The organism is Lentzea flava, assembly GCF_014648475.1.
In the GTDB taxonomy this organism is placed as follows: Bacteria; Actinomycetota; Actinomycetes; order Mycobacteriales; family Pseudonocardiaceae; genus Lentzea; species Lentzea flava.
In genome coordinates, this window is sequence record NZ_BMRE01000051.1 from 21,011 (window position 1) to 44,330 (window position 23,320).

At 69.9% G+C, this 23,320-nt stretch carries 24 protein-coding genes; 10 read left to right on the forward strand and 14 right to left on the reverse strand.

The features are described from left to right. Window positions 1-105 precede the first annotated feature (105 nt). Genes IEZ09_RS37140 through IEZ09_RS37155 form a run of 4 tightly spaced genes read left to right on the forward strand, consistent with a single transcriptional unit; the run spans window position 106 to window position 2,732 of the window. A complete protein-coding gene (locus IEZ09_RS37140) occupies window positions 106-996 on the forward strand; it encodes a TIGR01777 family oxidoreductase (protein ID WP_189258516.1) in 891 nt (296 codons plus the stop codon). Further along, window positions 993-1,571 (forward strand): phosphatase PAP2 family protein, encoded by a 579-nt coding sequence (locus IEZ09_RS37145; protein ID WP_189258517.1) that lies wholly within the window; start codon window positions 993-995, stop codon window positions 1,569-1,571. The genes IEZ09_RS37140 and IEZ09_RS37145 overlap by 4 nt, the downstream gene beginning before the upstream one ends. Then, on the forward strand, window positions 1,528-2,256 hold the full coding sequence (gene lipB, locus IEZ09_RS37150) for a lipoyl(octanoyl) transferase LipB (RefSeq protein ID WP_189258518.1): 729 nt from the start codon (window positions 1,528-1,530) through the stop codon (window positions 2,254-2,256). The genes IEZ09_RS37145 and lipB overlap by 44 nt, the downstream gene beginning before the upstream one ends. Beyond that, window positions 2,256-2,732 (forward strand): hypothetical protein, encoded by a 477-nt coding sequence (locus IEZ09_RS37155; protein WP_189258519.1) that lies wholly within the window; start codon window positions 2,256-2,258, stop codon window positions 2,730-2,732. The genes lipB and IEZ09_RS37155 overlap by 1 nt, the downstream gene beginning before the upstream one ends. On the opposite strand, the gene IEZ09_RS37160 is transcribed toward IEZ09_RS37155, so the two are convergent. From IEZ09_RS37160 to IEZ09_RS37170, 3 genes are read right to left on the reverse strand one after another with little or no spacing between them, the layout of a single operon-like run. Further along, window positions 2,716-3,648: an LLM class F420-dependent oxidoreductase gene (locus IEZ09_RS37160; RefSeq protein ID WP_189258520.1), complete on the reverse strand. Its 933-nt coding sequence runs from the start codon at window positions 3,646-3,648 to the stop codon at window positions 2,716-2,718. The genes IEZ09_RS37155 and IEZ09_RS37160 overlap by 17 nt on opposite strands. Window positions 3,649-3,654: 6 nt before the next feature. Then, on the reverse strand, window positions 3,655-4,656 hold the full coding sequence (locus tag IEZ09_RS37165) for a CaiB/BaiF CoA transferase family protein (protein WP_189258521.1): 1,002 nt from the start codon (window positions 4,654-4,656) through the stop codon (window positions 3,655-3,657). Continuing rightward, window positions 4,656-4,952 carry an antibiotic biosynthesis monooxygenase family protein gene (locus IEZ09_RS37170; RefSeq protein ID WP_189258522.1) on the reverse strand — a complete coding sequence of 99 codons (297 nt, stop codon included), beginning with the start codon at window positions 4,950-4,952 and terminating at the stop codon, window positions 4,656-4,658. Before IEZ09_RS37170 ends, IEZ09_RS37165 begins: the two co-directional genes overlap by 1 nt. Before the next feature lie 62 nt (window positions 4,953-5,014). Between IEZ09_RS37170 and IEZ09_RS37175 the strand changes: the two genes are divergently transcribed. Continuing rightward, window positions 5,015-5,785: a cyclase family protein gene (locus tag IEZ09_RS37175; RefSeq protein ID WP_189258523.1), complete on the forward strand. Its 771-nt coding sequence runs from the start codon at window positions 5,015-5,017 to the stop codon at window positions 5,783-5,785. A 175-nt stretch (window positions 5,786-5,960) separates the two neighbouring features. Here the strand turns inward: IEZ09_RS37175 and IEZ09_RS37180 are convergent, their stop codons facing one another. From IEZ09_RS37180 to IEZ09_RS37215, 8 genes are all read right to left on the reverse strand, one after another. Beyond that, complete coding sequence (locus tag IEZ09_RS37180; RefSeq protein ID WP_229813295.1) at window positions 5,961-6,899, reverse strand: acyltransferase domain-containing protein; 939 nt, start codon at window positions 6,897-6,899, stop codon at window positions 5,961-5,963. A gap of 70 nt (window positions 6,900-6,969) precedes the next feature. Further along, the gene (locus IEZ09_RS37185) at window positions 6,970-8,184 is read right to left on the reverse strand and encodes a ketosynthase chain-length factor (protein ID WP_189258524.1); all 1,215 of its coding nucleotides are present in this window, start codon (window positions 8,182-8,184) and stop codon (window positions 6,970-6,972) included. Further along, window positions 8,181-9,449: a beta-ketoacyl-[acyl-carrier-protein] synthase family protein gene (locus tag IEZ09_RS37190; RefSeq protein ID WP_189258525.1), complete on the reverse strand. Its 1,269-nt coding sequence runs from the start codon at window positions 9,447-9,449 to the stop codon at window positions 8,181-8,183. Before IEZ09_RS37190 ends, IEZ09_RS37185 begins: the two co-directional genes overlap by 4 nt. A gap of 18 nt (window positions 9,450-9,467) precedes the next feature. Further along, window positions 9,468-11,102, reverse strand: coding sequence for a citramalate synthase (gene cimA, locus IEZ09_RS37195; RefSeq protein WP_189258526.1), 1,635 nt, complete (start codon window positions 11,100-11,102; stop codon window positions 9,468-9,470). Between the two features lie 24 nt (window positions 11,103-11,126). Continuing rightward, on the reverse strand, window positions 11,127-11,318 hold the full coding sequence (locus IEZ09_RS37200; RefSeq protein ID WP_189258527.1) for a hypothetical protein: 192 nt from the start codon (window positions 11,316-11,318) through the stop codon (window positions 11,127-11,129). A 76-nt stretch (window positions 11,319-11,394) separates the two neighbouring features. Continuing rightward, window positions 11,395-12,318 carry an aromatase/cyclase gene (locus IEZ09_RS37205; RefSeq protein WP_189258528.1) on the reverse strand — a complete coding sequence of 308 codons (924 nt, stop codon included), beginning with the start codon at window positions 12,316-12,318 and terminating at the stop codon, window positions 11,395-11,397. Window positions 12,319-12,330: 12 nt separating this feature from the next. Continuing rightward, a complete protein-coding gene (locus IEZ09_RS37210) occupies window positions 12,331-12,603 on the reverse strand; it encodes an acyl carrier protein (protein WP_229813296.1) in 273 nt (90 codons plus the stop codon). Window positions 12,604-12,752: 149 nt separating this feature from the next. Next, window positions 12,753-13,550, reverse strand: coding sequence for an AfsR/SARP family transcriptional regulator (locus IEZ09_RS37215; RefSeq protein WP_189258529.1), 798 nt, complete (start codon window positions 13,548-13,550; stop codon window positions 12,753-12,755). A gap of 204 nt (window positions 13,551-13,754) precedes the next feature. On the opposite strand from IEZ09_RS37215, the gene IEZ09_RS37220 reads away from it, so the two are divergent. The 4 genes from IEZ09_RS37220 (at window position 13,755) to IEZ09_RS37235 (ending at window position 19,218) form a co-directional block, all read left to right on the forward strand. Further along, entirely contained in the window at window positions 13,755-13,937 is a 183-nt protein-coding gene (locus IEZ09_RS37220; protein WP_189258530.1) for a hypothetical protein, read from the forward strand. Then, window positions 13,934-16,192, forward strand: a complete 2,259-nt coding sequence (locus tag IEZ09_RS37225) for a TOMM precursor leader peptide-binding protein (RefSeq protein WP_189258531.1) — start codon at window positions 13,934-13,936, stop codon at window positions 16,190-16,192. Before IEZ09_RS37220 ends, IEZ09_RS37225 begins: the two co-directional genes overlap by 4 nt. 14 nt (window positions 16,193-16,206) lie before the next feature. Further along, window positions 16,207-16,881 carry a hypothetical protein gene (locus IEZ09_RS37230; protein ID WP_189258532.1) on the forward strand — a complete coding sequence of 225 codons (675 nt, stop codon included), beginning with the start codon at window positions 16,207-16,209 and terminating at the stop codon, window positions 16,879-16,881. Between the two features lie 84 nt (window positions 16,882-16,965). Next, a complete protein-coding gene (locus IEZ09_RS37235; RefSeq protein ID WP_189258533.1) occupies window positions 16,966-19,218 on the forward strand; it encodes a sensor histidine kinase in 2,253 nt (750 codons plus the stop codon). Between the two features lie 435 nt (window positions 19,219-19,653). Here the strand turns inward: IEZ09_RS37235 and IEZ09_RS37240 are convergent, their stop codons facing one another. Next, window positions 19,654-20,259: a response regulator transcription factor gene (locus IEZ09_RS37240; RefSeq protein ID WP_189258534.1), complete on the reverse strand. Its 606-nt coding sequence runs from the start codon at window positions 20,257-20,259 to the stop codon at window positions 19,654-19,656. A gap of 105 nt (window positions 20,260-20,364) precedes the next feature. Here IEZ09_RS37240 and IEZ09_RS37245 point away from each other — a divergent pair, with 105 nt between their 5' ends. Next, window positions 20,365-21,399 carry a ketoacyl-ACP synthase III family protein gene (locus tag IEZ09_RS37245; protein WP_189258535.1) on the forward strand — a complete coding sequence of 345 codons (1,035 nt, stop codon included), beginning with the start codon at window positions 20,365-20,367 and terminating at the stop codon, window positions 21,397-21,399. 40 nt (window positions 21,400-21,439) lie between these two features. Here the strand turns inward: IEZ09_RS37245 and IEZ09_RS37250 are convergent, their stop codons facing one another. Both IEZ09_RS37250 and IEZ09_RS37255 read right to left on the reverse strand, forming a co-directional pair. Continuing rightward, window positions 21,440-22,546: an NAD(P)/FAD-dependent oxidoreductase gene (locus IEZ09_RS37250; RefSeq protein WP_189258536.1), complete on the reverse strand. Its 1,107-nt coding sequence runs from the start codon at window positions 22,544-22,546 to the stop codon at window positions 21,440-21,442. Next, window positions 22,546-23,313 (reverse strand): SDR family NAD(P)-dependent oxidoreductase, encoded by a 768-nt coding sequence (locus IEZ09_RS37255; RefSeq protein ID WP_189258537.1) that lies wholly within the window; start codon window positions 23,311-23,313, stop codon window positions 22,546-22,548. Before IEZ09_RS37255 ends, IEZ09_RS37250 begins: the two co-directional genes overlap by 1 nt. Between the last annotated feature and the right edge of the window lie 7 nt (window positions 23,314-23,320).

Sequence of the window (23,320 nt, forward strand, 5' to 3'; positions counted from 1 at the left end):
CTGATATATCGGATACCGCCTGAAGGCCACCCCGGTTCGCCGGGGTGGCCTTCAGCACATCCGTACCGCTGTGCACGAGATGGTTGAGTGCGGAACGATCTACTCATGCGAGTTGTCATCGCGGGATCGTCGGGCCTGATCGGCACGAGCCTGGTGGCGTCGATGCGCGCCGCGGGACACGAGGTGCTGCGGCTGGTGCGCCGCAAAGCCGCCGCCCCCGACGAACGCGGGTGGGACCCGTACGCCGGGCGCATCGACTCCCACACGTTCGACGGCGTCGACGCCGTGATCAACCTGTGCGGCGCCGGCATCGGCGACAAGCGGTGGGACGACGCGCGCAAGCAGGTCCTGCACGACAGCCGCATCGTGCCGGCCGAGGTGTTGTCGGCCGCCGTCGTCGAGCACGGAGTGCCGACGCTCGTGAACTCGTCGGGCGCCCACTTCTACGGCGACACGGGCACGCGGCTCGCGGACGAGGACGCGCCGGGCGGGCACACGTTCATGTCGCGGCTGACCCAGGACTGGGAGGCGGCGACCTCGGTGGCGCAGGAAGGTGGCGTGCGCGTCGTGCTCATGCGCACCGCCGTCGTCATCTCGCCGTCCGGTGGTGTGTTCGGCCGGCTGAAGCCGGTGTTCCAGCTGTTCCTCGGCGGCAAGCTCGGGACCGGCGAGCAGTTCTTCCCGTGGGTGTCGCTGGACGACGTCGTGTCCGCCTACCGGTTCGTCGTCGAGCACGACGACATCCGCGGGCCGGTCAACGTCGCCGGGCCGACGCCGGTGACGAACGCCGAGTTCACCAAGGCGGTCGGCACGGCACTGCACCGGCCGACGCCGTGGGTCGTGCCGGCGTTCGCGTTGAAGACGTTGCTCGGTGCCGAGATGGCGCAGGAGCTGCTGCTGACCGGGCCAGGGCTGACACCGAAGGTGCTGGAGAGCCACGGGTTCCACTTCATGCATCCGGCGTTGCCGTCTGCTTTGACCGCGGCGGTCGCATGACCCGTGTTGTCGCCGCCGTGCTGGTGATCTCGTGGATCCTGCTGGGAATGCCCGAGGTCACGTGGCTCGACGTGTGGGTGCACGACGGGATGCCGCGCCCCGAGTGGCTGCGGATGACGGCGTACGTCGTGGGCCTGCTGCTCGGGCCGACGATCGGCTGGGCGTTCGCGGCGGTGCTGTTCGTGCTCGCCTGGCGACGGCGTGACCTGCGGTTGTGGAAGGCGCTGGCGTTGCACGGGCTGTGCTGCGCGACGTTGCTGGTGCGCTGGCTGTTCGACCGCGTGCGGCCCGTGGAGTACCACCTGCCGAGCTATCCGAGCGGGCACACGGTGGCGGTCGCCTCGGTGGCGTTCACGATGGTCGTCCTGCTGAAACGCGGTGTCCTGTGGGGCGTGCTGGCGGTGCTCGTGGCCGGGTTCGCGAGGGTCGTGCTGGAGATGCACTGGGTCACCGACGTCATCGGCGCGGTGCTGGGTGTGACGGGTGTGGGACTCGTGGCAGCGCTCGCTCTGGGGTTGGTAACGTCGGGTCGTGAACTCGTGCCGCACCTCGTCAGACCCCGTCGTCGTCCGTGAGCTGGGCCTCATCGACTACATGGCGGCGTGGGACCTCCAGAAGGAGATCGCGGAGCAGCGAGCGAGCGGCACCGGGCCGGACACGATGCTCCTGCTCGAACACCCGCCCGTCTACACGTGCGGGCGGCGCACCCTGGACGAGGAGCGCCCGCGCGGAGGCGACACCCCGGTCATCGACGTCGACCGCGGCGGCAAGATCACCTGGCACGGGCCCGGCCAGCTCGTCGGCTACCCGATCGTCAAGCTGACCGACCCGATCGACGTCGTGGAGTACGTGCGGCGCATCGAGCAGGGCCTGATCGACGTGTGCGACCAGCTCGGCGTGCACACCGGCCGGGTCGAGGGCCGCAGCGGCGTGTGGATTCCCGCCGACGACCGGGGCCCGGAGCGCAAGGTCGCCGCGATCGGCATCCGCGTGCAGCGGGGCGTGACGATGCACGGCTTCGAGATCAACTGCAACGCGAGCCTCGACGCGTTCGGCGACATCATCCCGTGCGGCATCAAGGACGCGGGCGTCGCCTCGCTCTCGCACGAGCTGGGCCGGGACGTCACCGTGGCCGAGGTGCTGCCGATGGCCCGTGACGCCGTGCTCGCGGCGTTGGAGGGAACGCTCCCCCTGACGGACCGCACTTTGGCCCGCTCTGGCCCCGTCGCACCCGGGATCACCTTCGCTAGCATTCCGTAGTGCTTCTCTCCCGGCGTACCCTGCTCGCCGCCATCGGCATCACGCTCGTAGTCCCACCCTCGATCGCGCACGCCGCTGTGCAGGGCGAGGTGCAGCTCGGGGACTGGGAGCGCTACTACCTCGGCCTCGACGGAGGCGCTCACCAGCGCGCGTTGACCGCGCTCGGCATCGAGCACCGTGACGGCGTCCGCGCCGACGAGCCCTATCGCCTCGTGCCGCTGCGGGACGTCGTTCGTGCGGCGGTGGACCACGGCGACCACGCGGCGGCCGACCTGCTGCGCGAGCGGCTGTCGCTGGACACGCCGTCCATGCTCGGGCGTGGTCTGAAGCTGATCTTCGGACAGGACGGGCTCGAGGAGCGCTACCTGGACGATCCGGCGCTGCAGCTGCGGGTGATCGGACACCTGCCGCGGCACCGGGGCAGGTCGTTCGCGCTCCCCGAGTCCGTGCGGAAGGCCATCAGAGCCGCGGCATGACCTCTTCGGCGATCTCGGTGATGTGGCCGAGGTCAGCCAGGTCGAGGATCTGCAGGTAGACGCGCTGGATTCCGGTGCGCTCCCGCCACTGCGAGATCCGCTCCACGACCTCGCCGGGAGTGCCCGCGAGACCGTTCTGCTTCAGCTCCGCCACCTCACGGCCGATCGCCTCTGCCCGCCGGGCGACGTCGGCGTCCGTCCTGCCCACGCACGCGACGAGCGCGGCCGACCGGATGATCTCCTTCGGGTCGCGGCCGATCTCCTCGCAGGCCGCGTCGACCCTGGCGAACTGCGTCTCCGCGTCGGCGATGCTCACGAACGGCAGGTTGAACTCGTCGGCGTACCTCGCGGCCAGCGCGGGTGTGCGCTTCGCCCCCTTGCCGCCGATCAGCACCGGCGGGCGCGGTGACTGCTTCGGCTTGGGCAGCGCGGGCGAGTCGGTGAGCGTGTAGTGCTTGCCGTCGAAGGAGAACGTCTCACCGACAGGGGTCTCCCACAGGCCGGTGATGATCGCGAGCTGCTCCTCGTACCGCTCGAACCGCTCCGCCAGCGCCGGGAACGGGATGCCGTACGCGGTGTGCTCCTCGGCGTACCAGCCCGCGCCGAGGCCGAACTCCACGCGGCCGCCCGACATCTGGTCGACCTGGGCCACGCTGATCGCGAGCGGACCGGGGTAGCGGAACGTCGCCGCGGTCATCAGCGTGCCGAGGCGGATCGTGGAGGTGTCACGGGCGAGGCCCGCGAAGGTGATCCACGGGTCGGTCGGGCCCGGCAGACCCGACACCGATCCCATCTTGAGGTAGTGGTCGGAACGGAAGAACGCGCCGTAGCCCGCGTCCTCCGCGGTCCGCGCGACGCGCAGCAGGTCGTCGTAGCCGGCACCCTGCTGGGGCTCGGTGAAAATTCGTAGCTCCACGAATCGTCAATGTACTGAAGGCGGCATGAGCCGGGGTGCGGCGGCGGCCCCGTCGGCGGTGATCGTGCCGCGCGCCTTCAGGTGGGGGTGCTCGGCGGCCTCACCGAAGCTCAGGACGGGGGTCACGCAGGCGTCGGTGCCCTCGAACACCTCCGCCCACTCGTCGCGGCTGCGGCGGAGGAAGGCCTCCTCGAACATCTTGCGCAGCAACGGCCAGCTGTCCCGGTCGTGATGGTCCGGCAGGTCGTCGAGGCCCAGTCCCGCGATCAGCTGGGCGTAGAACTGGGGTTCGAGCGCCCCGACGGCGACGTCGCGGCCGTCCGCGCAGGTGTAGATCGAGTAGAAGGGCGCGCCGCCGTCGAGGAGGTTCGTGCCCGGTTGGTCGCTCCACTGGTCCTGGGCGCGCATGGACCAGATCATCTGGGCCAGCGAGCTGACCCCGTCGACGATCGCGGCGTCGACGACCTGGCCGCAGCCGGAGCGTTCCCGCTCGATCAGCGCCGCGAGGATGCCCACCACGAGGTAGAGGGATCCGCCGCCGAAGTCGCCGAGCAGGTTCAGCGGCGGGGTGCCCACGGCGTGCAGCACGCCGGTGAGCGCGAGGTAGTTGATGTCGTGCCCGGCGCGTTCGGCCAGCGGACCGTTCTGGCCCCAGCCGGTCATCCGCGCGAAGACCAGCCGCGGGTTGCGGGCGAGGCAGGCGGACGGGCCGACTCCGAGCCGTTCCATGACACCGGGACGGAAGCCCTCGATGAGCACGTCCGCGCGGCCCGCGAGCGAAAGCACCAGCTCACGGCCGTAGCGGCCCTTGAGGTCGGCGTCGAGGAAGTCCCTGCCGCGCAACAGGAAGTCCTTGTCGCGGTCGGGCACGACCTGCAGCCCGCCGTGCGGCCGTTCGACCCGCAGCACCGAAGCGCCCAGGTCGGCCAGCAGCATCCCCGCGTGCGGGCCCGGCCCGATGCCACCGACCTCGAGGACTTTCAGCCCGTCCAGCGGACCTCTGGTCATCACTCACCCGCGAACGTGAGCCGCTCGGCGTACACCGTGCCCTCGCTGGTGGCGAGTGCGCGCATGGCCGCGGCGTGCTGCTTGAAGTCGGGATGCGCCACGGCGTCGCGCAACGCCTGCGCGCTCTCCCACAGCGCGACGTTGACGTACCTGGTCTCGTCCTCGAGGTCGCGGGACAGCGTGTAGCGCACCAGACCCGGCTGCTTGCGGATGAACTCCGCGGTCTCGGTGAACGCGCTCTCGAAGTCTTCCGGCTTGCCGTTGACCGTGAAGCGGTTGATGAAGGTGATCGCCATGCCGACCACTGTGCCCCGGCGATCTCGACCTGTGCTCGAGGCTCGGCTTCGAGCATGGGGGCATGCGCATACTCGACCTCTCCTCCACGATCGACGCGTCCGCCTACGAGGCGGATCCGGTGACGCACGAGGTGCTCACCCCCGCACAGGGCGCGCAACACATGAGCGAACAGGTGCGGTTGCGGCTGGGGATCGACTTCGACCCGTCCGTGCTGCCCGACTCGGAATTCCTTTCCCTGGACCGGATTTCACTGACCTCGCACACCGGCACGCACGTCGACGCGCCGTCGCACTACGGAACCCGTGCCGCCTACGGCACGCCGAAGCACATCGACGCGATGCCGCTCGAGTGGTTTCACAACCCCGGTGTGGTGCTCGACCTGACCGGGCAGGGCACCGGCGTCGTCGGCGCGGCGTACCTGGAGAAGGAGTTCGCCCGCATCGGTTACACACCACAGCCGATGGACATCGTGCTGCTCAACACGGGCGCCGCCGAGCACGCCGGCACCCAGCGGTACTTCACCGACTTCACCGGGCTCGACGGCGACGCCACGAACCTGTTGCTGGACCTGGGGGTCAAGGTGATCGGCACGGACGCGTTCAGCCTCGACGCGCCGTTCGGCGACATCATCAAGCGCTACCACGAGACCGGGGACCGCTCGGTGCTGTGGCCCGCGCACTTCGCGGGCAGGGAACGCGAGTACTGCCAGGTGGAGCGGCTCGCCAACCTGGAGCTGTTGCCGCCCTTCGGGTTCACCGTCGTGTGCTTCCCGGTGAAGATCGGCGGCGCTGGCGCGGGCTGGACGCGGGCGGTGGCGCTGCTGGACGACTGACCGGTGATCGAGTGAGACCGGAGTCACCATTTTTACGGTGTGGTCATGAACGAATCACTCACCGCCTGGTCGAGAACGGCGAAGCTGCCGGCGCCCGACCACGACGACAGTCACATCCTGCGCGGTCTCGAGTAACGACAAAGGGGACCCTTCACGCCGAAGGGTCCCCTTGTCGTCAAGGGACGAGACGGAGGCGGGCGGCCTGCAGGCTCTCCCAGTCGTCGCCGCCAGGACCTGGTGGCAGCAGCGGCAGCACGGAGCTCGCGCCGGTGCGGACGGCCTTGGTGCGCCGGGCGAACGCGGTCAGCGTCTGGCCGGGCCCCGCCTCCACCAGCGTCACGTCGTGCGCGGCCAGCAGCTCGGTGAGCGCCGGTCCGAAGTAGACGGTGTCCGCGAGCTGCCGCGCCCAGAACACCGGGGAGGTCGCGTCAGCCTCGGTCAGCTCCTTGGCGGTGTAGCCGGAGTACACGGTGATCCGCGGCGGTCTCGGCGTGGCGCTGAACTCCCGCAACGCCTCCTCGACGGCGGGTGCCATCGCGGGACAGTGGAACGGTGTCGTGGCGGGCACGGTGCGGACGGTGAACTCGTCGGCCTCCAGCCGGGCCCGCACGGCGGCGAGCGGTGCGTCCGACCCGGCCAGCATCGTCTGCTTGGGCGCGTTCACCGCCGCGATCGCGACGTCGTCGACCAGGTACGGCACCATGTCCGCCTCCGACGCCGCCACGGCCAGCATGCCGCCGGACGGGATCGGCGCGGCCGAGCGCACCCGTCCGTGCACCAGCGACACGGCTTCCTCCAGGGTGAACACCCCGGCGAGCGTGGCCGCGACGACCTCGCCCGCGCTGTGCCCGACCATCGCCACCGGCGTGACACCCCAGCCGAGCACGGTCCGGCCGAGGGCGTAGTCGACGGCGAACAGCAACGGTTGCGCGCGCGACACGTGGTCGATGTCGTTGCCTGCCAACCAGTCCTCGCGCACGGCCTCGCCGTCGTCGCCGAACAGTGCGAGAACCTCGTCCATCACCGACGTGAACACCGGTTCACGGCCGTGCAGACCGGCGGCCATCCGCACGTGCTGCGAACCCTGTCCCGGGAACATCAACGCCACGCTCACCACGAGCCTCCTCTGGCAAGAAAAGGCCGTGAGGGTTCTGGAAAACTCCAGAACCCTCACGGCCTGTCGGTCACCTGTACTCGCGGACCACCATGGCCGAGTTGAAGCCGCCACGGCCGCGGGCCAGCACGAGCGCCGCCCGCACCCGGCCGTGCCTCGGCTCGTTCAGCACGAGGTCGAGCTCGTACTCGGGGACGACGTTCTCGACGTTGACGGTCGGCGGGATCGTGCTCCAGTAGATGGACAGGATCGCCGTGGCCACGTCGAGCGACCCGCCGCCCGCGAACAGCCGCCCGGTCATGGTCTTCGGCGCCGTCACCGGCACCCCGTACGGGCCGAAGATCGCGCTGATCGCGTTCGCCTCGGCCTTGTCCAGCTCGGGAATGCCCGCCGCGTCGGCGAACACGACGTCGATCTCCGAGGCGTCCATGCCCGCGTCCCGCAGGGCGAGCTCGGCGCAGCGCCGCAACCCCGGTTCCCTGCTGGGCATTCGCGAGTCGAACGTGGAGGCGTACCCCGCGATCTCGCCGTAGATCCGGGTTCCCGGCCGCTCCGCCGCCGACTCGGGGGTCTCCAGCACCATGATCGCGCCGCCCTCACCGGCGACGTACCCGCTCGCGTCCCGGTCGAACGGCAGGTACGCGCGGCGCGGGTCGTTGCTGCGGCTCAACGATCCCGAGGCCTGGTGCGCCACCCACGCCCACGGGCACAGCGAGCTGTCCATGCCGCCGGTGAGGGCGAGCCGCACGCCCTTGCGCAGCTGCCTGCGGGCGTGCCCGATCGAGTCGATGCCGCCCGCCTGCTCGCTCACCACGACCGCGCCGGGCCCGCGGGTGCCGTGGCGGATCGAGATCTGCCCGGTGTTCACCGCGTAGAACCACGCGAACGACTGGTACGCGCTCACGTAGTCCGGGCCCTGGTGCCACAGCTTCTGCAGCTCGCGCTGGCCGAACTCGTACCCGCCCGCGGTCGCCGCGGTGATCACCGCGACGTCCGTGTCCGGGATGTCGTTCTCCTGCACGCCGGCACCGCGCAGCGCCCAGTCCGTGCCGACGAGCGTCAGCCTGGTCATGTGGTCGGTCTGCGGCAGCAGCCTGCCCTGCAGGTGCCTGCCCGCCTCGAAACCGGGCACCTCGCCCGCGATCTTGGCCCAGTACCCGGACGGGTCGAACCGGGTGATGGTCTTGATCGCGGCCTCACCGTGCACGGTCGAACGCCAGTAGGCGGTCGGCCCCAGTCCGTTGGGCGAGGCGATACCGATACCGGTCACCACCGCGCGGGTCATCGACGCACCTCTTCCACCTTGCGGAGCACCATGGCGCTCTGGAATCCACCGAAACCGCTGCCGACCGTCAGCACCGCGTTCACGTTCGCCTCGCGGGCGACCAGCGGCACGTAGTCGAGGTCGCACTCCGGGTCGGGGTCGTGCAGGTTCGCCGTCGGAGGGATGACCCCCTCCTCGAACGCGAGCAGGGACCCGACGATCTCCAGCGAGCCGATCGCGCCGAGCGAGTGCCCGATCATCGACTTGAAGCCGCTCACCGGTGTCCGGTAGGCGTGATCGCCGAGGCTGCGCTTGAACGCGGCGGTCTCGTGCAGGTCGTTCTGCTTGGTGCCGGAACCGTGCGCGTTGATGTAGCCGATGGCGGTCGGGTCGACCCGTGCCATGTCCATCGCGGCGTTGATGGCGTCCGACATCTCCTTGCCCTCGGGGTGCAGCCCGGTCATGTGGTAGGCGTTGCACCTCGACGCGAACCCAGCGACCTCACCGTAGATGTGCGCGCCGCGGGCACGGGCGTGCTCGAGCTCCTCCAGCACGAGGATCGCGGCACCTTCGGCGAGCACCAGGCCGTCGCGCGTCCTGTCGAACGGGCGGCACGCGTGCTCGGGGTCGTCGTTGCGGGTGCTGCTCGCCCGGATGACGTCGAAGCACACCACCGTGATCGGCGACAGCGGTGCCTCGGTGCCACCCGTGATCACCACGTCCGCGCTGCCCTCTGCGATCAGCTCGGCCGCGTAGCCGACCGAGTCGAGACCGGAGGTGCAGCCGGTGGAGACCACCGTGGCCGGCCCTTCCGCGCCCACCAGCCAGGCCACCTCGGCGGCCATCGAGCTGGGCGTGAAGTAGTCGTACAGGTGCGGCACGGTGTAGTTCTGGTCGATCTCCCAGTACTTGCCCCGGTCGCTGCCGACGACGAACTCGCGCTCCAGGCTCGTGGTGCACCCGACCGCGGTGCCCAGTGCCACGCCGATGCGGCTGGGGTCGAGGTGGTCGAACTCGATGCCGGAGTCGTGCATCGCCTCCCGCCCCGCGACCAGCGCGAACTGCGCCGCGCGGTCGAGCCTGCGGATCTCCTGCGGACTCAGGCCCTCACGCACCGGGTCGAAATCGACCTCACCCGCCATCCTCGACCGGTACGGCGAGGCGTCGAAGTGCGTGATGATCCGAGTCGCCGACCGCCCTTCGGACAGGAGATTCCAGTACGCCTTTGTTCCGATTCCACCTGGGGCGACCGTGCCCAGCCCGGTGATGACGGCGCGACGACTCATCGGACACCTCCAATCGCGCTAAGTGCGGACATGGTCTGCTCCAATCTGGGACCTACGTGTTCTGCCTGATACTGAGTCGGCGGGATCGAGTCCCCCTCGAAGCACGGCGTACTGGTGTGCGTCCACCAGCGCCCGCAGCGAAGCACCGATCACGTTCGCTTCCACACCAACGGTTTTCCAGCGCCGCGAGCCGTCGTGGAACGAGGCGAGCACCCTGACGACCGGGTCGCCGTCCGCGCTCTCCTCCACGACGCGGACCCGGTGGCCGACGAGTTCGAGGCCCAGCAAGCCGGGGAAGAACTCCAGCAGTGCCGCGCGCAACGCACGGTCGAGCGCGGTGATGGCGCCGTTGCCTTCGCCGGACGCGCTGCGCACCACGTCGCCCACGCGCACGGTCACCTCGGCGACGGTGAGCACGGCGCCACCGGGTTTCGGCCGGCGCACGGTCACGTGCCACGAGTCGATGTCGAACGGGCGTGCCGAGACGCCCTCGCGTAACTCCTCACGCAACAGCAGCTCGAACGAGGCGTCGGCGGATTCGAAGGCGTAGCCGTGGTTTTCCAGCGTCTTGACGCGCTCGGTGACGCGGGCGGCGACGTCGGAGCCCGCTGTCAGCGCGTAGCCGAGCTCATGAGCTTTCAGCTCGATCGAGGCACGACCGGCCATGTCGGAGACCAGGGTGCGGCGCGCGTTGCCGACCGCGTCCGGCTGGATGTGCTGGTACAGCGTGGAATCGACGCGCAACGCGGACGCGTGCAGGCCTGCCTTGTGGGCGAAGGCGGACGCGCCGACGTAGGGCGCGGCCCGGTTCGCGGGCACGCCGGTGATGGCCGTGATGCGCTGTGCGGTGCCGGCCATCGTGGCGAGCTGGTCCTCGCTGACGACCGGAATTCCCTTCTTCAGCACCAGGTTCGCGGCGACCGTGAACAGGTTCGCGTTGCCGCAGCGCTCACCGATGCCGTGCGCGGTCACCTGGACGTGGTCCACACCGGCATCGACGGCGGCGAGTGTGTTGGCGACCGCGCACCCGCTGTCGTCGTGGCAGTGCACGCCCAGCCGGGCGCCGGTCTCGCCGACCGCGGTGACGATCGCGCCGACCTGGTCGGGCAGCATGCCTCCGTTGGTGTCGCAGAGCACCACGGCTTCCGCGCCCGCTTCGGCCGCCGCCCGCACGATCTCGGTGGCGTAGAAGGGATCTGCGAGATAGCCCTCGAAGAAGTGCTCGGCGTCGAGGAAGACACGCCTGCCCTCGCGCACGAGGTGGCGCACGGTGTCGCGGATCATCGCCACGTTCTGCGCGAGCGTCGTGCGCAACGCGAGCTCGACGTGCCGCACGTGGCTCTTCGCCACGATCGTCACCACCGGCGTCTGCGCGGCCAGCAGCGCCGTCACCTGCGGGTCGGTCGTGACCGCGGTGTCCGGCCGCCGGGTCGAGCCGAACGCGGCCAGCTCGGCGTTGCGCAGCGTCAGCTCCGTGTGCGCGCGGCGGAAGAACTCGGTGTCCTTCGGGATGGCGCCCGGCCAGCCGCCCTCGATGAAGGTGACGCCGAACGCGTCGAGGTGGCGGGCGATCGCGAGCTTGTCGGCGACGGTGAGGGCCAGCCCCTCTCCCTGCACTCCGTCGCGCAGGGTCGTGTCGTAGAGCTGGAACATGCAGGCGCTCCCCAGGAAGTGGCTCTATGAACCGGAAATCAGGACGCGTGCCGCCTCGATCTCGTAGGCGCACGGCGCCGGCGCGGACGGGCAGCCGTTGCGGCGGTGCTCCGTCGCCGCCTTCTCCAGGTACATCGACACGGTCATGAGCCCGTGCCCGCTCGCGACCCGCGCCGCTCTGGTGAGCAGGTCGACCCCGGCCAGCCCGGATGTCATCACCCGCACCTCCTCGTGCTGGTGGGTGTCGTCGGTGATGAGGACGACCGCGGGCCTTCCTCATCACCCACGACCGCTACTCCTCCGCGTACGCCTTGGCGTGCCGCAGAGTGGTCACACTGTTGGTGCCCAGCGCCTTGCGGATCAGCTCCCGCGCGCGCTCGACCGTTCCCTCCGGTCCGAGCACGGTGGCGATCTTCTCCGGCCGGATGACGACGGTGTGGTGCGACGTGGCCTCCACACCGCCGCCTTCGAGGTCGCGCAACGTCCACCGGCCGACGTGCGCGGCCATGATCTCCGGTGTGGCGGTCTGCTTGTAGACGATGCCGTCGTTCGGGAAGCAGACCCGGACCGAGTGCGTGGTGTGCACCGATCCGTCCGTGCTGCGCGTGTCCATCTCCATCGACTGCACGCCGGTGACGGCCTCGGTCAGGTCGAGCCTCGCGACGTGCGGCAGCCGCTGCGGCCACTTGTCCGCCTCGTGCAGGAACTCGTACACGCGCTGGCGCGGTGCGTCGATCATGACGCTGTCGGAGAACGACAGCACCAGCCTGTCGTAGTCGTCGCCGAGCTCGGCCGCGCGTTTGAGCGCGGCGAGCTCGGCGGTGCTGTTGTTCTCCACGGCCTGCCACACCAGCTCGACCGTCTCCGGTGTCGCGGTGCGGAAGTCGTGCAGCAGCTCGACCTCGGTGACGGTGTCGGTGATCGGCTTGACCAGCCACTCACCGCCCATGTGCGTCACCGGGGCCGCCGACTTCTCCTGCTGGAACCGGACGGTCAGCGCCTGCGAGTCGAGGTGGCGGCGTGAGGTCCACGTCCGCACGGCGCCGTGCGCGAACGCCCACAACCGCAGTCGCTCGGTCGAACCGTCGGTCTCGAACACCTCGGCGTGCACGGTCGGGCCGAACGTGTAGGGCCACCGGGTCACGTCCGCGATCAGGTCGTAGACGACCTTCGCGGGCGCGTCGATGACCACCGTGTGGGTGGTGCGCTCCGTCATGTCGTTGCCTCTCTAGGCGGCCGCGAGGCCGGAGTTGACCTTGTTCAACAGCTCGCGCGGGGTCTGCAGGTCGGCGAGCTCGTCGTCGGCGACGGCCACGCCGTACTTGCGCTTGATCAGTGCCACCGTCTCGAGCAGTGCGAGGGAGTCGAAGCCCAGCTCGAGAAAAGGCGTGTCGAGGACGTCCTGTCCGAACTGGACGGAGTCGTCGCCGCCCGCCGCCTCGTGCAAGATCTCCTGTAGCCCTGAGATCGTCAGCTCACTCAACGTCTTGTCCTTTCTCACCAAGGCGATCCAACCGCCACGTGCCAGCCTGCACGTCTGAGCTGGGCCGACGCTGGACATCGCCTTGAGAGTCCTTTTCGGACAGCCATCACCACGAGCAAAAACGCTCGGCCGGAAGCCCCGGCCGAGCGTTTCTCCGGCTCCTGGTGTCAGGCCAGCAGAGTTTCCGGCTCGCGTGCGCGCGAGCTGTCGAGCCTCAGGTCGGAGTTGAGGATCGCGTGCTGCAGCTGCTGCAGCCGGGCCGACGGGCCGACACCCAGCTCGCGGATCAGCGTCTCCCGCAACGACTTGTAGACGTCCAGCGCCTGCCACTGCCTGCCGGACCGGAACAACGCGACCATGTGCAGCTCGCACAGGTTCTCGTTCATGGGGAACTGCGCGCCCAGAACGGCGAGCTCGCCGAGCAACGCGTGGTGCCTGCCGATCCGCAGGTCCGCCTCGATGCGCGCCTCCACCGCGTTCAGCCGGTTCTCCTCCAGGCGCACCACCTCGGCGCCCAGCGGCATGCCCGGCCGGACGTCCACGAGCGCCGGCCCGCGCCACAGGGCGAGCGCCGAGCGCAGCAACCGGGACGCGGAGGCGAAGTCCCTTGTCTCGGCGGCGCGATAACCCGCCTGCGACAGCCGTTCGAACTCGTGCACGTCGACGCACTCCGGTGCGACGTCCAGCAGATAGCCGCCGAACCTCGTCACCAGCACCTCCTTGGCGTCACCGGACGACACGCCCCCGATCAGCTTGCGCAGCTGGAGGATGTAGGTCTGCAACGTGGTGCGGGCACTGCGCGGAGGACGGTCGTCCCACAGCTCCTCGATGAGCGTCGAGACGGACACGACGTGTCCGGCGTGCAGCGCGAGCAGCGCGAGCATCTGCCTCGGCTTCGCCGCCGTCGGGGTCACCGAACGACCGTTCACCTTGGCCTCCACCGGGCCCAGGACCTTGATTTCCACGCTGTCCACCTCCTTGTTCAGAAGTGTCGTCCCGCCGGAGGAAAAACAGCAGTGCACCGGCCACCGGTTTGGGATGAGTCCGGCCCGTGCGGAGGCATGAAAATGTCATATGCGCAGGCGTTAACCGAGCACTACCGGCAGCTCGCGGCCTAAAACCAGAATGGTCTCCACCAACGAAACACCCACCAGAACCAGGAGACCGAGATGTCTGCCAAGCACACGCTGGACCTGCTGTTCCCGTCCGCCGAGCACACCCTGACCTCGGACGACGCCGACCTGCTGATCCTGGAGCTCGACCGGCCGACGATCACCGTGTCCGGCGTCAGCTTCGTCTGCAGCACGGGGCGCTGCTGCATGCCTCCGGTCGGCGCGGTGCAAGCGGCATGACAGTGGAGGGGGGACACGGCGGGACAGAAAGAATTGGCTTCAAACGACACCTGAGGCCGGAAGTCGTCAAGGGGGAAGCTGTTTATCTCTTCTCCGACAGCGGGGTCACGGCGATCCGGGGGCAGCACATCGAGCTGCTGGCGTCGTTGCTGGACGGAACGAGAGATGTCGACTCACTGCTCCGGGACGTGCCCGCACACGTCCCGTCCGAGCAGATCCGCAAGATGCTGGGGCGGCTGCACACCGCGGGACTCATCGGCTGGCAGTCCGACGAGTCCCTCGCCGCGGAGGAAGCCGCACTGGCCTACTGGGACGCCACCGGGCTCGACCCGGTGGCAGCTTCGACCAGCACCACCACCGCGCGGGTCAGCGTGACCGGCGTCGGTGACTGTCTGACCGAACCGATGGCGGGCGCGCTGCGGGAAGCGGGGGTCGAGGTCGTCGCCGACGCAGCCGGCGACCTCACCGTGGTGGTCTGCGCCGACTACCTGGCGCCGGAACTCGCGGCGATCGACGCGGCACACCGTGCCGCGAACCGGCCGTGGCTCATCGTGAAGCCCGTGGGCACCCAGGTGTGGGTGGGTCCGTTCTTCACTCCGGGGGAAAGCGCGTGCTGGCACTGCCTGGCGGCGCGGTTGTCCGCCAACCGCCCGGCGGAGGCGCACGTGCAGGCGGCGTCCGGACAGCGTGGTCCGGCCGCCCGTCCGGCCGTGTTCCTGCCGTCGGTCTCCGGTACGGCCGCGCAGGTGGCCGCGCTGGAGACGACGAAGTGGCTCGCCGGGTACCGGCACGACGGGCAGCGCGAGGTCTGGGCCTACGACAGCCTGACCACGCGCGTCTCGCACCACACCGTGACGGCACGGCCGCAGTGCCGGGCGTGCGGCGACCCGGAGGCGTTGCGCGAGCAGGCGAACCGGCCGGTCCGGCTGCAGTCGCGGACCAAAGTGGCCGGTGCCGGCGGCGGCCACCGTTCGTCGAAACCTCGCGACGTGCTGGCGAGGTACCAGCACCTGATCAGCCCGATCACCGGGATCGTCAAGGAGGTCCGGCGCGACCCGCGCGGGCCGGAGTTCCTGAACTCCTACCTGGCGGGCGGGAACCTCGCCGCGACCGGCCGCGGGCTGGACGGGTTGTGGTCGACGCTGCGCTGTGAGAGCGGCGGCAAGGGGGCCACGCCGCTCGACGCGAAGGTGGGCGCGCTGTGCGAGGCGCTGGAACGGCACAGCGCGTCGTTCCACGGCGACGAGGCCGTGCTGCGCGCCAGCTTCCGCTCGCTCGGCGAGCAGGCGATCCACCCGGACACCTGCCAGCTCTTCCACCCGAGGCAGTTCGCCGATCGGGCGCGGTGGAACGACAGGCACTCGGCGTTCCAGTACGTCACCGAGGCGTTCGACGAGAACGCCGAACTGGACTGGACGCCGGTGTGGTCGCTGACCGGCGAACACCACCGGCTGCTGCCCACCGGCATGCTCTACTTCGGCGCGCCCGCGCACCCCGGGGTGATCGCGGACTCCAACGGCTGCGCCGCGGGCAGCAGCATCGAGGACGCGGTGCTGCAGGGGATGCTGGAGCTGATCGAGCGCGACGCCGTCGCGTTGTGGTGGTACAACCGCACGCCGATGCCCGCGGTGGACCTCGACTCGTTCGCCGACCCGTGGATCACCGAGATGCGCGAGGTGCACCGGGGACTGGGACGCGAGGTGTGGGTGCTCGACCTGACGGCGGACCTCGACATCCCGGTCATGGCCGCGGTGTCCCGGCGGATCGACGGTCCGCGCGAGGACGTCATGTTCGGCTTCGGCGCCCACCTCGACCCGCACATCGCGCTGCGCCGCTGTCTCACCGAGCTGAACCAGGTGCTGCCCGCCGTGGTCGACCTGACGCCGGCGGCGTGGCGGGAGCTCGACACGGATCTGCGGCAGTGGCTGAGCACCGCGACCGTGGCGAACCAGCCGTACCTGCTGCCCAGCACAACGACGCCCGCCGTGCAGCACCGGTACAGCTGGCAACCGGACCTGCACGCGGACGTCCGGATGATCCAGGCACGGCTGGAGGCGCTCGGACTCGAGGTCCTGGTGCTCGACCAGACCCGGCCGGACATCGGGTTGCCGGTGGTCAAGGTGATCGTGCCGGGCCTGCGGCACTTCTGGTCCAGGCTCGCTCGAGGGAGGCTCTACGACGTTCCGGTAACACTGGGCAGGCTCGACAAACCCTCCGCCTACGACGAGCTGAACCCGATTCCGCTGTTCATGTGAGTCAAGGAGCCATCGTGCCGGCACACCGCCCATCCCACGTTCCCTCGGGGCGGCCACTGTGGTCGCTCCTGGAGGACGCGGTCGTCGACAACGGCGTCGACGGCGAAGCACTCACGGTCAGGGGACGCTGGGGCGACATCGTGGTCGCCGATCCGAACCCCGTCGTCCGCGAGGCGTTGCGCCGCATGACGCTCGGACCCGTCGCGCTCGAGAACATCTGGCCGCTCAACGAGAACTTCGCGCGGTGGAAGGCGGGTTCCGGGCCGTGCACGGAATGGCGGCGGCTCAAGCGCACACTCGACCAGCTCGGCGGGGTCGTCGTCCCGTCACTGGGCCATCTCGACGGTGCGGGGCCGATCCTGTCGGTCATCGCGGTGGCCCACGACGCGGTCTTCACGTTGCCGCACGTCGACGACGACCAGCCGGTGAGGCTGCGGCCGGAAGCGGTCATCGAGGGGTTGAACGGCGACCAGGTGCTCGTGGTGCCCGGCCTGCGCTACCAGGTGGTGCTGCACCGGGAGCCGGCGACGGCGGTCGCCAAGGCGTTGCTCGCGGGCGACACCACGATCACGGAGATCTCCGGTTCGCTGCAGCTCGACCGGCCGGTCGTGGCCGACGTGGTCGCCTATCTCACCGGAGCCGGATTCACCCTGCCAGGCCGCTCATTACCGCCGAACGCGGACGAGTGATCCGTTGTGGTGGGTACGATGACCGCGAGGCTTGCCAGGGGGGCCGGCGCGCCGCCGGATCGCGGTCTTCGTGGAGGAGCGGGGATGGCTGAACGCATGGAGCCCGGCACGGTTTCCCGCACCGCGCCAAGACTCGCCTTCCTCGCCGCCACCGTCGTGTTCGCGGGCTTCTTCATCAACACGTTCCTGTACGTGCTGACGAACGGCCCGACCCCTGCGCGGATCACCATCGCGCTCCTCTGCCTGAGCGCGCTGATGTTCTTGCAGCTCAAGGTGTTCAGCAACCCGCGCTCGGAGTTGCACTCCCCGGTCGCGTACGCGGCGCTCGCGGCGCAGGCCGCGCTGATCTGGGTGCCGGTCGCCTACTTCGGCGAGGACTGGATAGGCCTGCCCGGTTTTCTCGCGGGCAGCGCGGCGCTCGTGCTCCCCCGGCTCGCGGGCTGGCTCGTGTTCGCGGCCAACGCGGTCGCCATTGGCGCGTTGCAGGCCCACTACACCGGCCCGTTCATCGACATCCTGTACATGGTCATGGTCACCACCAGCACCGGCCTGATCGTCTACGGGCTGTCCCGGCTGCGGTCGCTGGTGGCGGAGCTCGACTGCGCGCGGTCGGAGCTCGCGAAGCTCGCGGTCACCCAGGAACGGCTGCGGTTCGCCAGAGACCTGCACGACCTGCTCGGCTTCAGCCTCTCCGCGATCACCCTGAAGATCGAGCTCACCTGCCGGCTCGTCGCGAGCAACGCCGAACGCGCCCGCGAGGAGCTGACCGAGGTACTCGCCGTGGCCAGGCAGGCGCTCACCGACGTGCGGGCGGTGGCGAGCAGCTACCGCCAGCTCTCCCTGGACGACGAGATCGCGTCGGCGCGGTCGGTGCTGAGCGCGGCAGGCGTCGACGTGACGCTGGACGCCCGGCAGGGCGAGCTGCCGTCGGGGATCAGCACCGTGCTCGCCACCGTGCTGCGCGAGGGCGTGACGAACATCCTGCGGCACAGCCGCGCCGAGCGGTGCGCGATCACCCTCACGCGCGAAGACGGCTCGGTGTCGATCGAGATCGTCAACGACGGACGGCGTACCCCCGGAGAACCCAGCGGCCGCGGCCTCGACAACCTGACGACGCGGGTGGGCGCGTTCGCCGGTGAGCTCGAGGCGGGGCCGGTCGACGAGAAGACGTTCCGGTTGCACGCGACGGTGCCGATCACGGCGGAACCGATCGCCGAGGACGACGCGGAGCACCACGACCGCATGCCGTCGATGGCGCCGCGGCTCGCGCTGCTGCTCGTGAGCGCGGTGTTCACCGTGTACTTCGTCAACGGGGTGCTGTGGACCCTGGACGCCGGCCTGGGCCCGGGCGCCACCGCGCTGACCGTGGCCTGCCTCGTCGGGTCGCTCGCGTTGCAGCTGGGCTGTTTCAGCAACCCGCGTTTCGAGCTGCACACCCCGGCGGGCTACGCGGCGCTGGCCGCGCTGGCGACGTTCACGTTCCTGCCGATCGTGACGTTCGAACGGCCGACGCTCGGCATCTACGGGTTCGTCGCGGGCAGCGCCCTGCTGGTGCTGCGCCCGCCGGTGAACTGGGCGGCGTCCGGCGCGGTGCTGCTGGGCGTGTGCGGCCTGCAGTGGGCCTACGGCGGCGGCTGGTTCGGCGTCGGCTACGGCATCGTCGCGACGATGAACGGCGCGCTGGTCGTCTACGGCATGTCCCGGCTGCGCTCGATGGTGCAGGAGCTGCACGACGCCAGGTCCGAGCTCGCCGAACTGGCCGTCACCCAGGAACGGCTGCGCTTCGCGAGGGACCTGCACGACCTGCTCGGCTACAGCCTCTCCGCGATCACGCTGAAGACGGAGCTCGCCGGCCAGCTCGTGCTGCGCGATCCCGCCCGCGCCACGCACGAGCTCGGCGAGGTGCTGGTGATCTGCCGGCAGGCGCTCACCGACGTCCGCTCGGTCGCTCGCAGCTACCGCGAGCTGTCGCTCGACGAGGAGGCCCAGTCCGCCCAGGCCCTGCTGCGGGCGGCGGACATCGACGTGACCATGCGGCTCGACGAGTGCGACCTGCCGCAGGACGTCCGCACCACGCTCGCGACGGTGCTGCGGGAGGGCGTGACGAACCTGTTGCGGCACAGCAAGGCTGAGCGGTGCGAGATCACGCTGACGCACTCCACTGGCACCGTCACGATGGACATCGTCAACGACGGCGTGCCCGCTTCTGGGCGGCACGAGTTGGCCGGTAGCGGCATCGACAACCTGACGACGCGGGTGCGTGCGGTCGGGGGGACGCTGCGTGCCTGCAGTGAGGCGGACATCTACCGGCTGCATGCCGAGATTCCCGTCGGGTAGCTCGCTGGGGCGGCTCGGGCCCTTGGTCTTGTAGCTGGCCTGAGTCCGCGGCGTGGGGCTGAGCTTTGTACGCCCGAGCCTGGGCGGTGATATATCGGATACTGCGGATGGCATGCCATATCCGATATATCAATCTGCCACGGAGCCCGCACCCACCAGACGCCGATATATTGGATATTGCGATGTCGTGCAGAATCCGATATATCAGGGTCAGCAAGCCGATATACTGGATACTGCGAACGACAGCCGGTATCCGATATATCAACGTGCCACGCTCAGCCGGGAACTGACCTGCGCCATCGGTAGAACGCTGCACGCTCCAGGGACCGATATATCGGATACTGTGTATGGCGTGCGATATCCGATATATCAAGGCCAGCGGACCGATGTACTGGATACGGCGCGAACAGCAGCCCGATATCCGATATATCAGCGTCAGAGCCAGCCCGCGTCGTCGGCGATGCGGATCGCGTCGATCCGGTTGCGCGCGTTCAGCTTGGTGATGATCGTCGTGAGGTAGTTGCGCACCGTGCCGACGGACAGGCTGAGCGACTTCGCGATCTCCGCCGCGTCCGCGCCCTTCGCCGCCAGCTTGAGCACGCCCAGCTCACGGTCGGTGAGCGGGCAGGCGCCGCTGTCCCAGGCAGCCAGTGCCAGCTGGCTGTCCACCACGCGCTTGCCAGCCATCACGTCCCTGATGGCGTCCGCGAGCTGGTCCGGGGGCGCGTCCTTGAGCAGGAAGCCGTCCACCCGCAGCGACAGCGCCCTGCGCAGGGTGCCCGGCCTGGCGAGGCTCGTCAGCATCAGGATGCGGATCTCCGGCATCTTCTCGCGGATCTCGTCAGCCGCGGTGAGGCCGTCCATCACCGGCATGTCGATGTCGATCACCGCGACGTCCGGGCGGTGCTTCGCCACCATCGGGATGATCTTGTCGCCGGTGTCCACCTCGGCCACGATCTCGATGTCCTGCTCGAGCTTGAGCAGGGCGATGAGCGCGCCTCTCACCATGTGCATATCCTCGGCGAGCAGGACTCGGATCATCTGTTTCCCCTCCACCCCACCAGGCCCACCCTAACGCGCCCGTGACGGACCGTGCTCAAGGCACGCTGAGGCCGAGATCCAGAGCCGGGCGCGACGATCATCGGTGTGCGAATCGACGACGTTTTCATCCGGGGCAACGGGGTCCGCCTGCCGTCCACGCTGACGGTGGCTGACGCGCTCGCCTCCGGCGAGTGCGAGCCGCGTCTGGTGGCGCGCACCGACGTGGTGTCGGTGGCCGTGTCGCCGGACGAGTCCGCGGCCGAGATGGCCGTGGCGGCGGCCAGGACCGCGTTGGCGCGGGCCGGCTCGACGCCAGAGGACGTGGCGCTGATCCTGCACGCCGACACCTACCACCAGGGCCAGGACCTGTGGCCCGTCGGCTCGTACATCCAGCGCGAGACGGTGCGCAACGGCTGTCTGGCGCTGGAGATCCGGCAGATGTCCAACGGTGGCATGGCCGCGTTGGACCTCGCCGTGTCGTACCTCGCCCTGCGCGAGCCCGCCGACGCGCTGCTGACCACCGCGGACCGCTTCTGCCTGCCGGGCATCGACCGCTGGCGGACCGACCCCGGCACGCCTTACGCGGACGGTGCCAGCGCGGTGGTCCTCTCGCGCCGCGGCGGCTACGCGCAGTTGCTGTCGCTCTCGGTCAACGCCGACTCCGAGCTCGAACCGCTGCACCGCGGCGACGAGCCGTTCGGGCTGGCGCCCTTCGCGCACCGGATGCCGGTCGACTTCGAGGCCGCCAAGAACGCCTTCGCCAGGCAGTACGGGCTCTCCTACGGGATCAACCGCGCCAACGCCGGGCAGGCCGCCGTGATCGACGAGGCGCTGGCGGACGCGGACATGAAGCTCGGCGACGCCGAGTGGGTGGTGCTGCCCCACTTCGGCAGGCGCCGGCTCGACGTGAACTACCTGCGGCCCTACGACATCGCGCCGGAGCGCACGACGTGGGAGTGGAGCAGGACCGTCGGGCACCTCGGCGCGGGTGACCAGTTCGCGAGCCTCGGCCACCTGGTCGACTCCGGCAGGGCGAGGCCTGGTCAGCGGATCGTGCTGGTCGGGGTCGGCGCGGGGTACAGCTGGGGCTGCGCCGTCGTCGAGATCCTCGACTCCCCGCACTGGGCGAACCAGCCGTGACACCGGTACGGGCACCCCGCGGGGTGCCCGTACCGGTGTGTCAGGCGACAGAGAACTCCTGCCGTTCCGCCAGCCGCCGGCGCGTCTGCACGAAGGCCGCCGGCTTGTTCACGCACTCCACCCCGAGCAGGCGGTCGCCCCGGTAGCAGTAGACCGCGAACCGGCCGCTCGACGGGTCGCCGTCGATCTCGGTGCGGTCGTGCCCGCGGGTGATGCCCGCGATCTGGAGCTTCATGTCGTACTGGTCACTCCAGAACCACGGCACGGCCGTGTAGGGCTCGGCCGATCCCATGATCCCCGCCGCCACGCACATCGCCTGGTCCATCGCGTTCTGCACGGACTCCAGGCGGATCCTGGTCCCCGCGAACGCGCTGGAGAAGCTCGCGCAGTCGCCGATGGCGTAGATGAACGGGTCGTCGGTGCGCAGGTGCGCGTCGACCACGACGCCGTCGTCGACGGTCAGCCCGGCGTCCTCGGCCAGCGCCACGTTCGGCACGACACCGATGCCGGCGACGACCAGGTCCGCGTTGCCGCGTTCCGGCGCGGAGAGCTGGGCGCCGAGCAGCACCCGCACCCCGCGTTCCTCGTGCCGCGCCACGACGTGGTCGGCCACGATCGGCGACACGGACCTGGCGAGTGCCCGCGGCAGCGCCTCGACGACGGTCACCTCGTGTCCCTTGGTGCGCGCCACGGCGGCGAACTCCAGCCCGACGAACCCGGCCCCGATCACCACGGCGCGGGCCGGGCGGTGCAGGCGTTCCCGCAGCACCTCGGCGTCGGCGACGGTGCGCAGGGTCAGCGCGCCCGGCAGGGTGCGCGGACGGGCACCTGTGGCGAGCACGAGGTGCGAGTAGCGCAGCACGAGGCCGGACCGCAGATGCACCTCGCGGTCCTCCCGCACGACGGCCGCGGCCGGGTCGCCGAGCACCAGGTCGATGCCGTGCTCGGCGTAGAACGACTCCGGCCGCACCAGCACCCCGTCGAGGTCGACGTCCCCCGCGAGGTACGCCTTGGTCAGGGGTGGCCGCTGGTACGGCGGCACGTTCTCGTCACCCACGATGGTGACCGGGCCGCGGTACCCCTGCTCGCGCAGGGACACCGCGGCCTGACAGCCCGCCTGTCCGGCGCCGATCACCACGACGGACATCAGTAGTTGCCCAGTCCGCCGCAGACGTTCAGCGCCTGGGCCGTGATCGACGCCGCGGTGTCGGTGACCAGGTACGACACCAGCCCCGCCACCTCCTCCGGCGTCGAGTACCTGCCCAGCGGGATCTTCGCGTTGAACTTCTCCTGGACGTCGTTCTCCGTGACGCCCCAGTAGTTCGCGTACCCGGCGCGCACGCGCACGGCCATCGGCGTCTCGACGTAGCCGGGGCACACGGCGTTGACCGTGATGCCGGTCTTCGCGAGCTCCAGGCCCACCGCCTTGGTGAAGCCGATGACGCCGTGCTTGGACGCGGAGTACGGCGCGGCCAGCATCACGCCCTGCTTGCCGCCCGTGGAGGCGATGTTGATGATGCGGCCCCACGAGCCGTCGAGCATCTTGCCGTTGCTCAACACCTCACGGGTCACGCGGAAAACACTGTTGAGGTTGGTGTTCACGACGTCGAGCCACAGGTCCTCGTCCAGCGTGGCGGTCTCGCCGCCACCACCGCGGCCCGCGTTGTTCACCAGCACGTCGATGCGGCCGAACTTCTCCACGGCGAGCGCGACGGCGGCACGCACGTCGGCGGTCGACGTGACGTCGCACGTCGTACCGTCCACTGTGTACCCGTCCTCGCGCAACTGCTTCACCGTGGACGACACGTTCTCGGCGTTGCGCGCCACGACGAAGACCTCGCGGCCCTGCTCGGCGAGGCTGCGCGCGACGGCGAGACCGATCCCGCTGGTCGCGCCCGTGACGAAGGCGGTCATCTGCTTC

Coding starts and splice junctions, on each gene's coding strand:
- IEZ09_RS37235 (WP_189258533.1), top strand. CDS start 16,966: ATGGCTGAACGCATGGAGCCCGGCACGGTTTCCCGCACCGCGCCAAGA.
- IEZ09_RS37240 (WP_189258534.1), bottom strand. CDS start 20,259: ATGATCCGAGTCCTGCTCGCCGAGGATATGCACATGGTGAGAGGCGCG.
- IEZ09_RS37185 (WP_189258524.1), bottom strand. CDS start 8,184: ATGACCCGCGCGGTGGTGACCGGTATCGGTATCGCCTCGCCCAACGGA.
- cimA (WP_189258526.1), bottom strand. CDS start 11,102: ATGTTCCAGCTCTACGACACGACCCTGCGCGACGGAGTGCAGGGAGAG.
- IEZ09_RS37250 (WP_189258536.1), bottom strand. CDS start 22,546: ATGTCCGTCGTGGTGATCGGCGCCGGACAGGCGGGCTGTCAGGCCGCG.
- IEZ09_RS37200 (WP_189258527.1), bottom strand. CDS start 11,318: ATGACATCCGGGCTGGCCGGGGTCGACCTGCTCACCAGAGCGGCGCGG.
- IEZ09_RS37165 (WP_189258521.1), bottom strand. CDS start 4,656: ATGACCAGAGGTCCGCTGGACGGGCTGAAAGTCCTCGAGGTCGGTGGC.
- IEZ09_RS37205 (WP_189258528.1), bottom strand. CDS start 12,318: ATGACGGAGCGCACCACCCACACGGTGGTCATCGACGCGCCCGCGAAG.
- IEZ09_RS37170 (WP_189258522.1), bottom strand. CDS start 4,952: ATGGCGATCACCTTCATCAACCGCTTCACGGTCAACGGCAAGCCGGAA.
- IEZ09_RS37175 (WP_189258523.1), top strand. CDS start 5,015: ATGCGCATACTCGACCTCTCCTCCACGATCGACGCGTCCGCCTACGAG.
- IEZ09_RS37190 (WP_189258525.1), bottom strand. CDS start 9,449: ATGAGTCGTCGCGCCGTCATCACCGGGCTGGGCACGGTCGCCCCAGGT.
- IEZ09_RS37255 (WP_189258537.1), bottom strand. CDS start 23,313: ATGACCGCCTTCGTCACGGGCGCGACCAGCGGGATCGGTCTCGCCGTC.
- IEZ09_RS37220 (WP_189258530.1), top strand. CDS start 13,755: ATGTCTGCCAAGCACACGCTGGACCTGCTGTTCCCGTCCGCCGAGCAC.
- IEZ09_RS37225 (WP_189258531.1), top strand. CDS start 13,934: ATGACAGTGGAGGGGGGACACGGCGGGACAGAAAGAATTGGCTTCAAA.
- IEZ09_RS37145 (WP_189258517.1), top strand. CDS start 993: ATGACCCGTGTTGTCGCCGCCGTGCTGGTGATCTCGTGGATCCTGCTG.
- IEZ09_RS37140 (WP_189258516.1), top strand. CDS start 106: ATGCGAGTTGTCATCGCGGGATCGTCGGGCCTGATCGGCACGAGCCTG.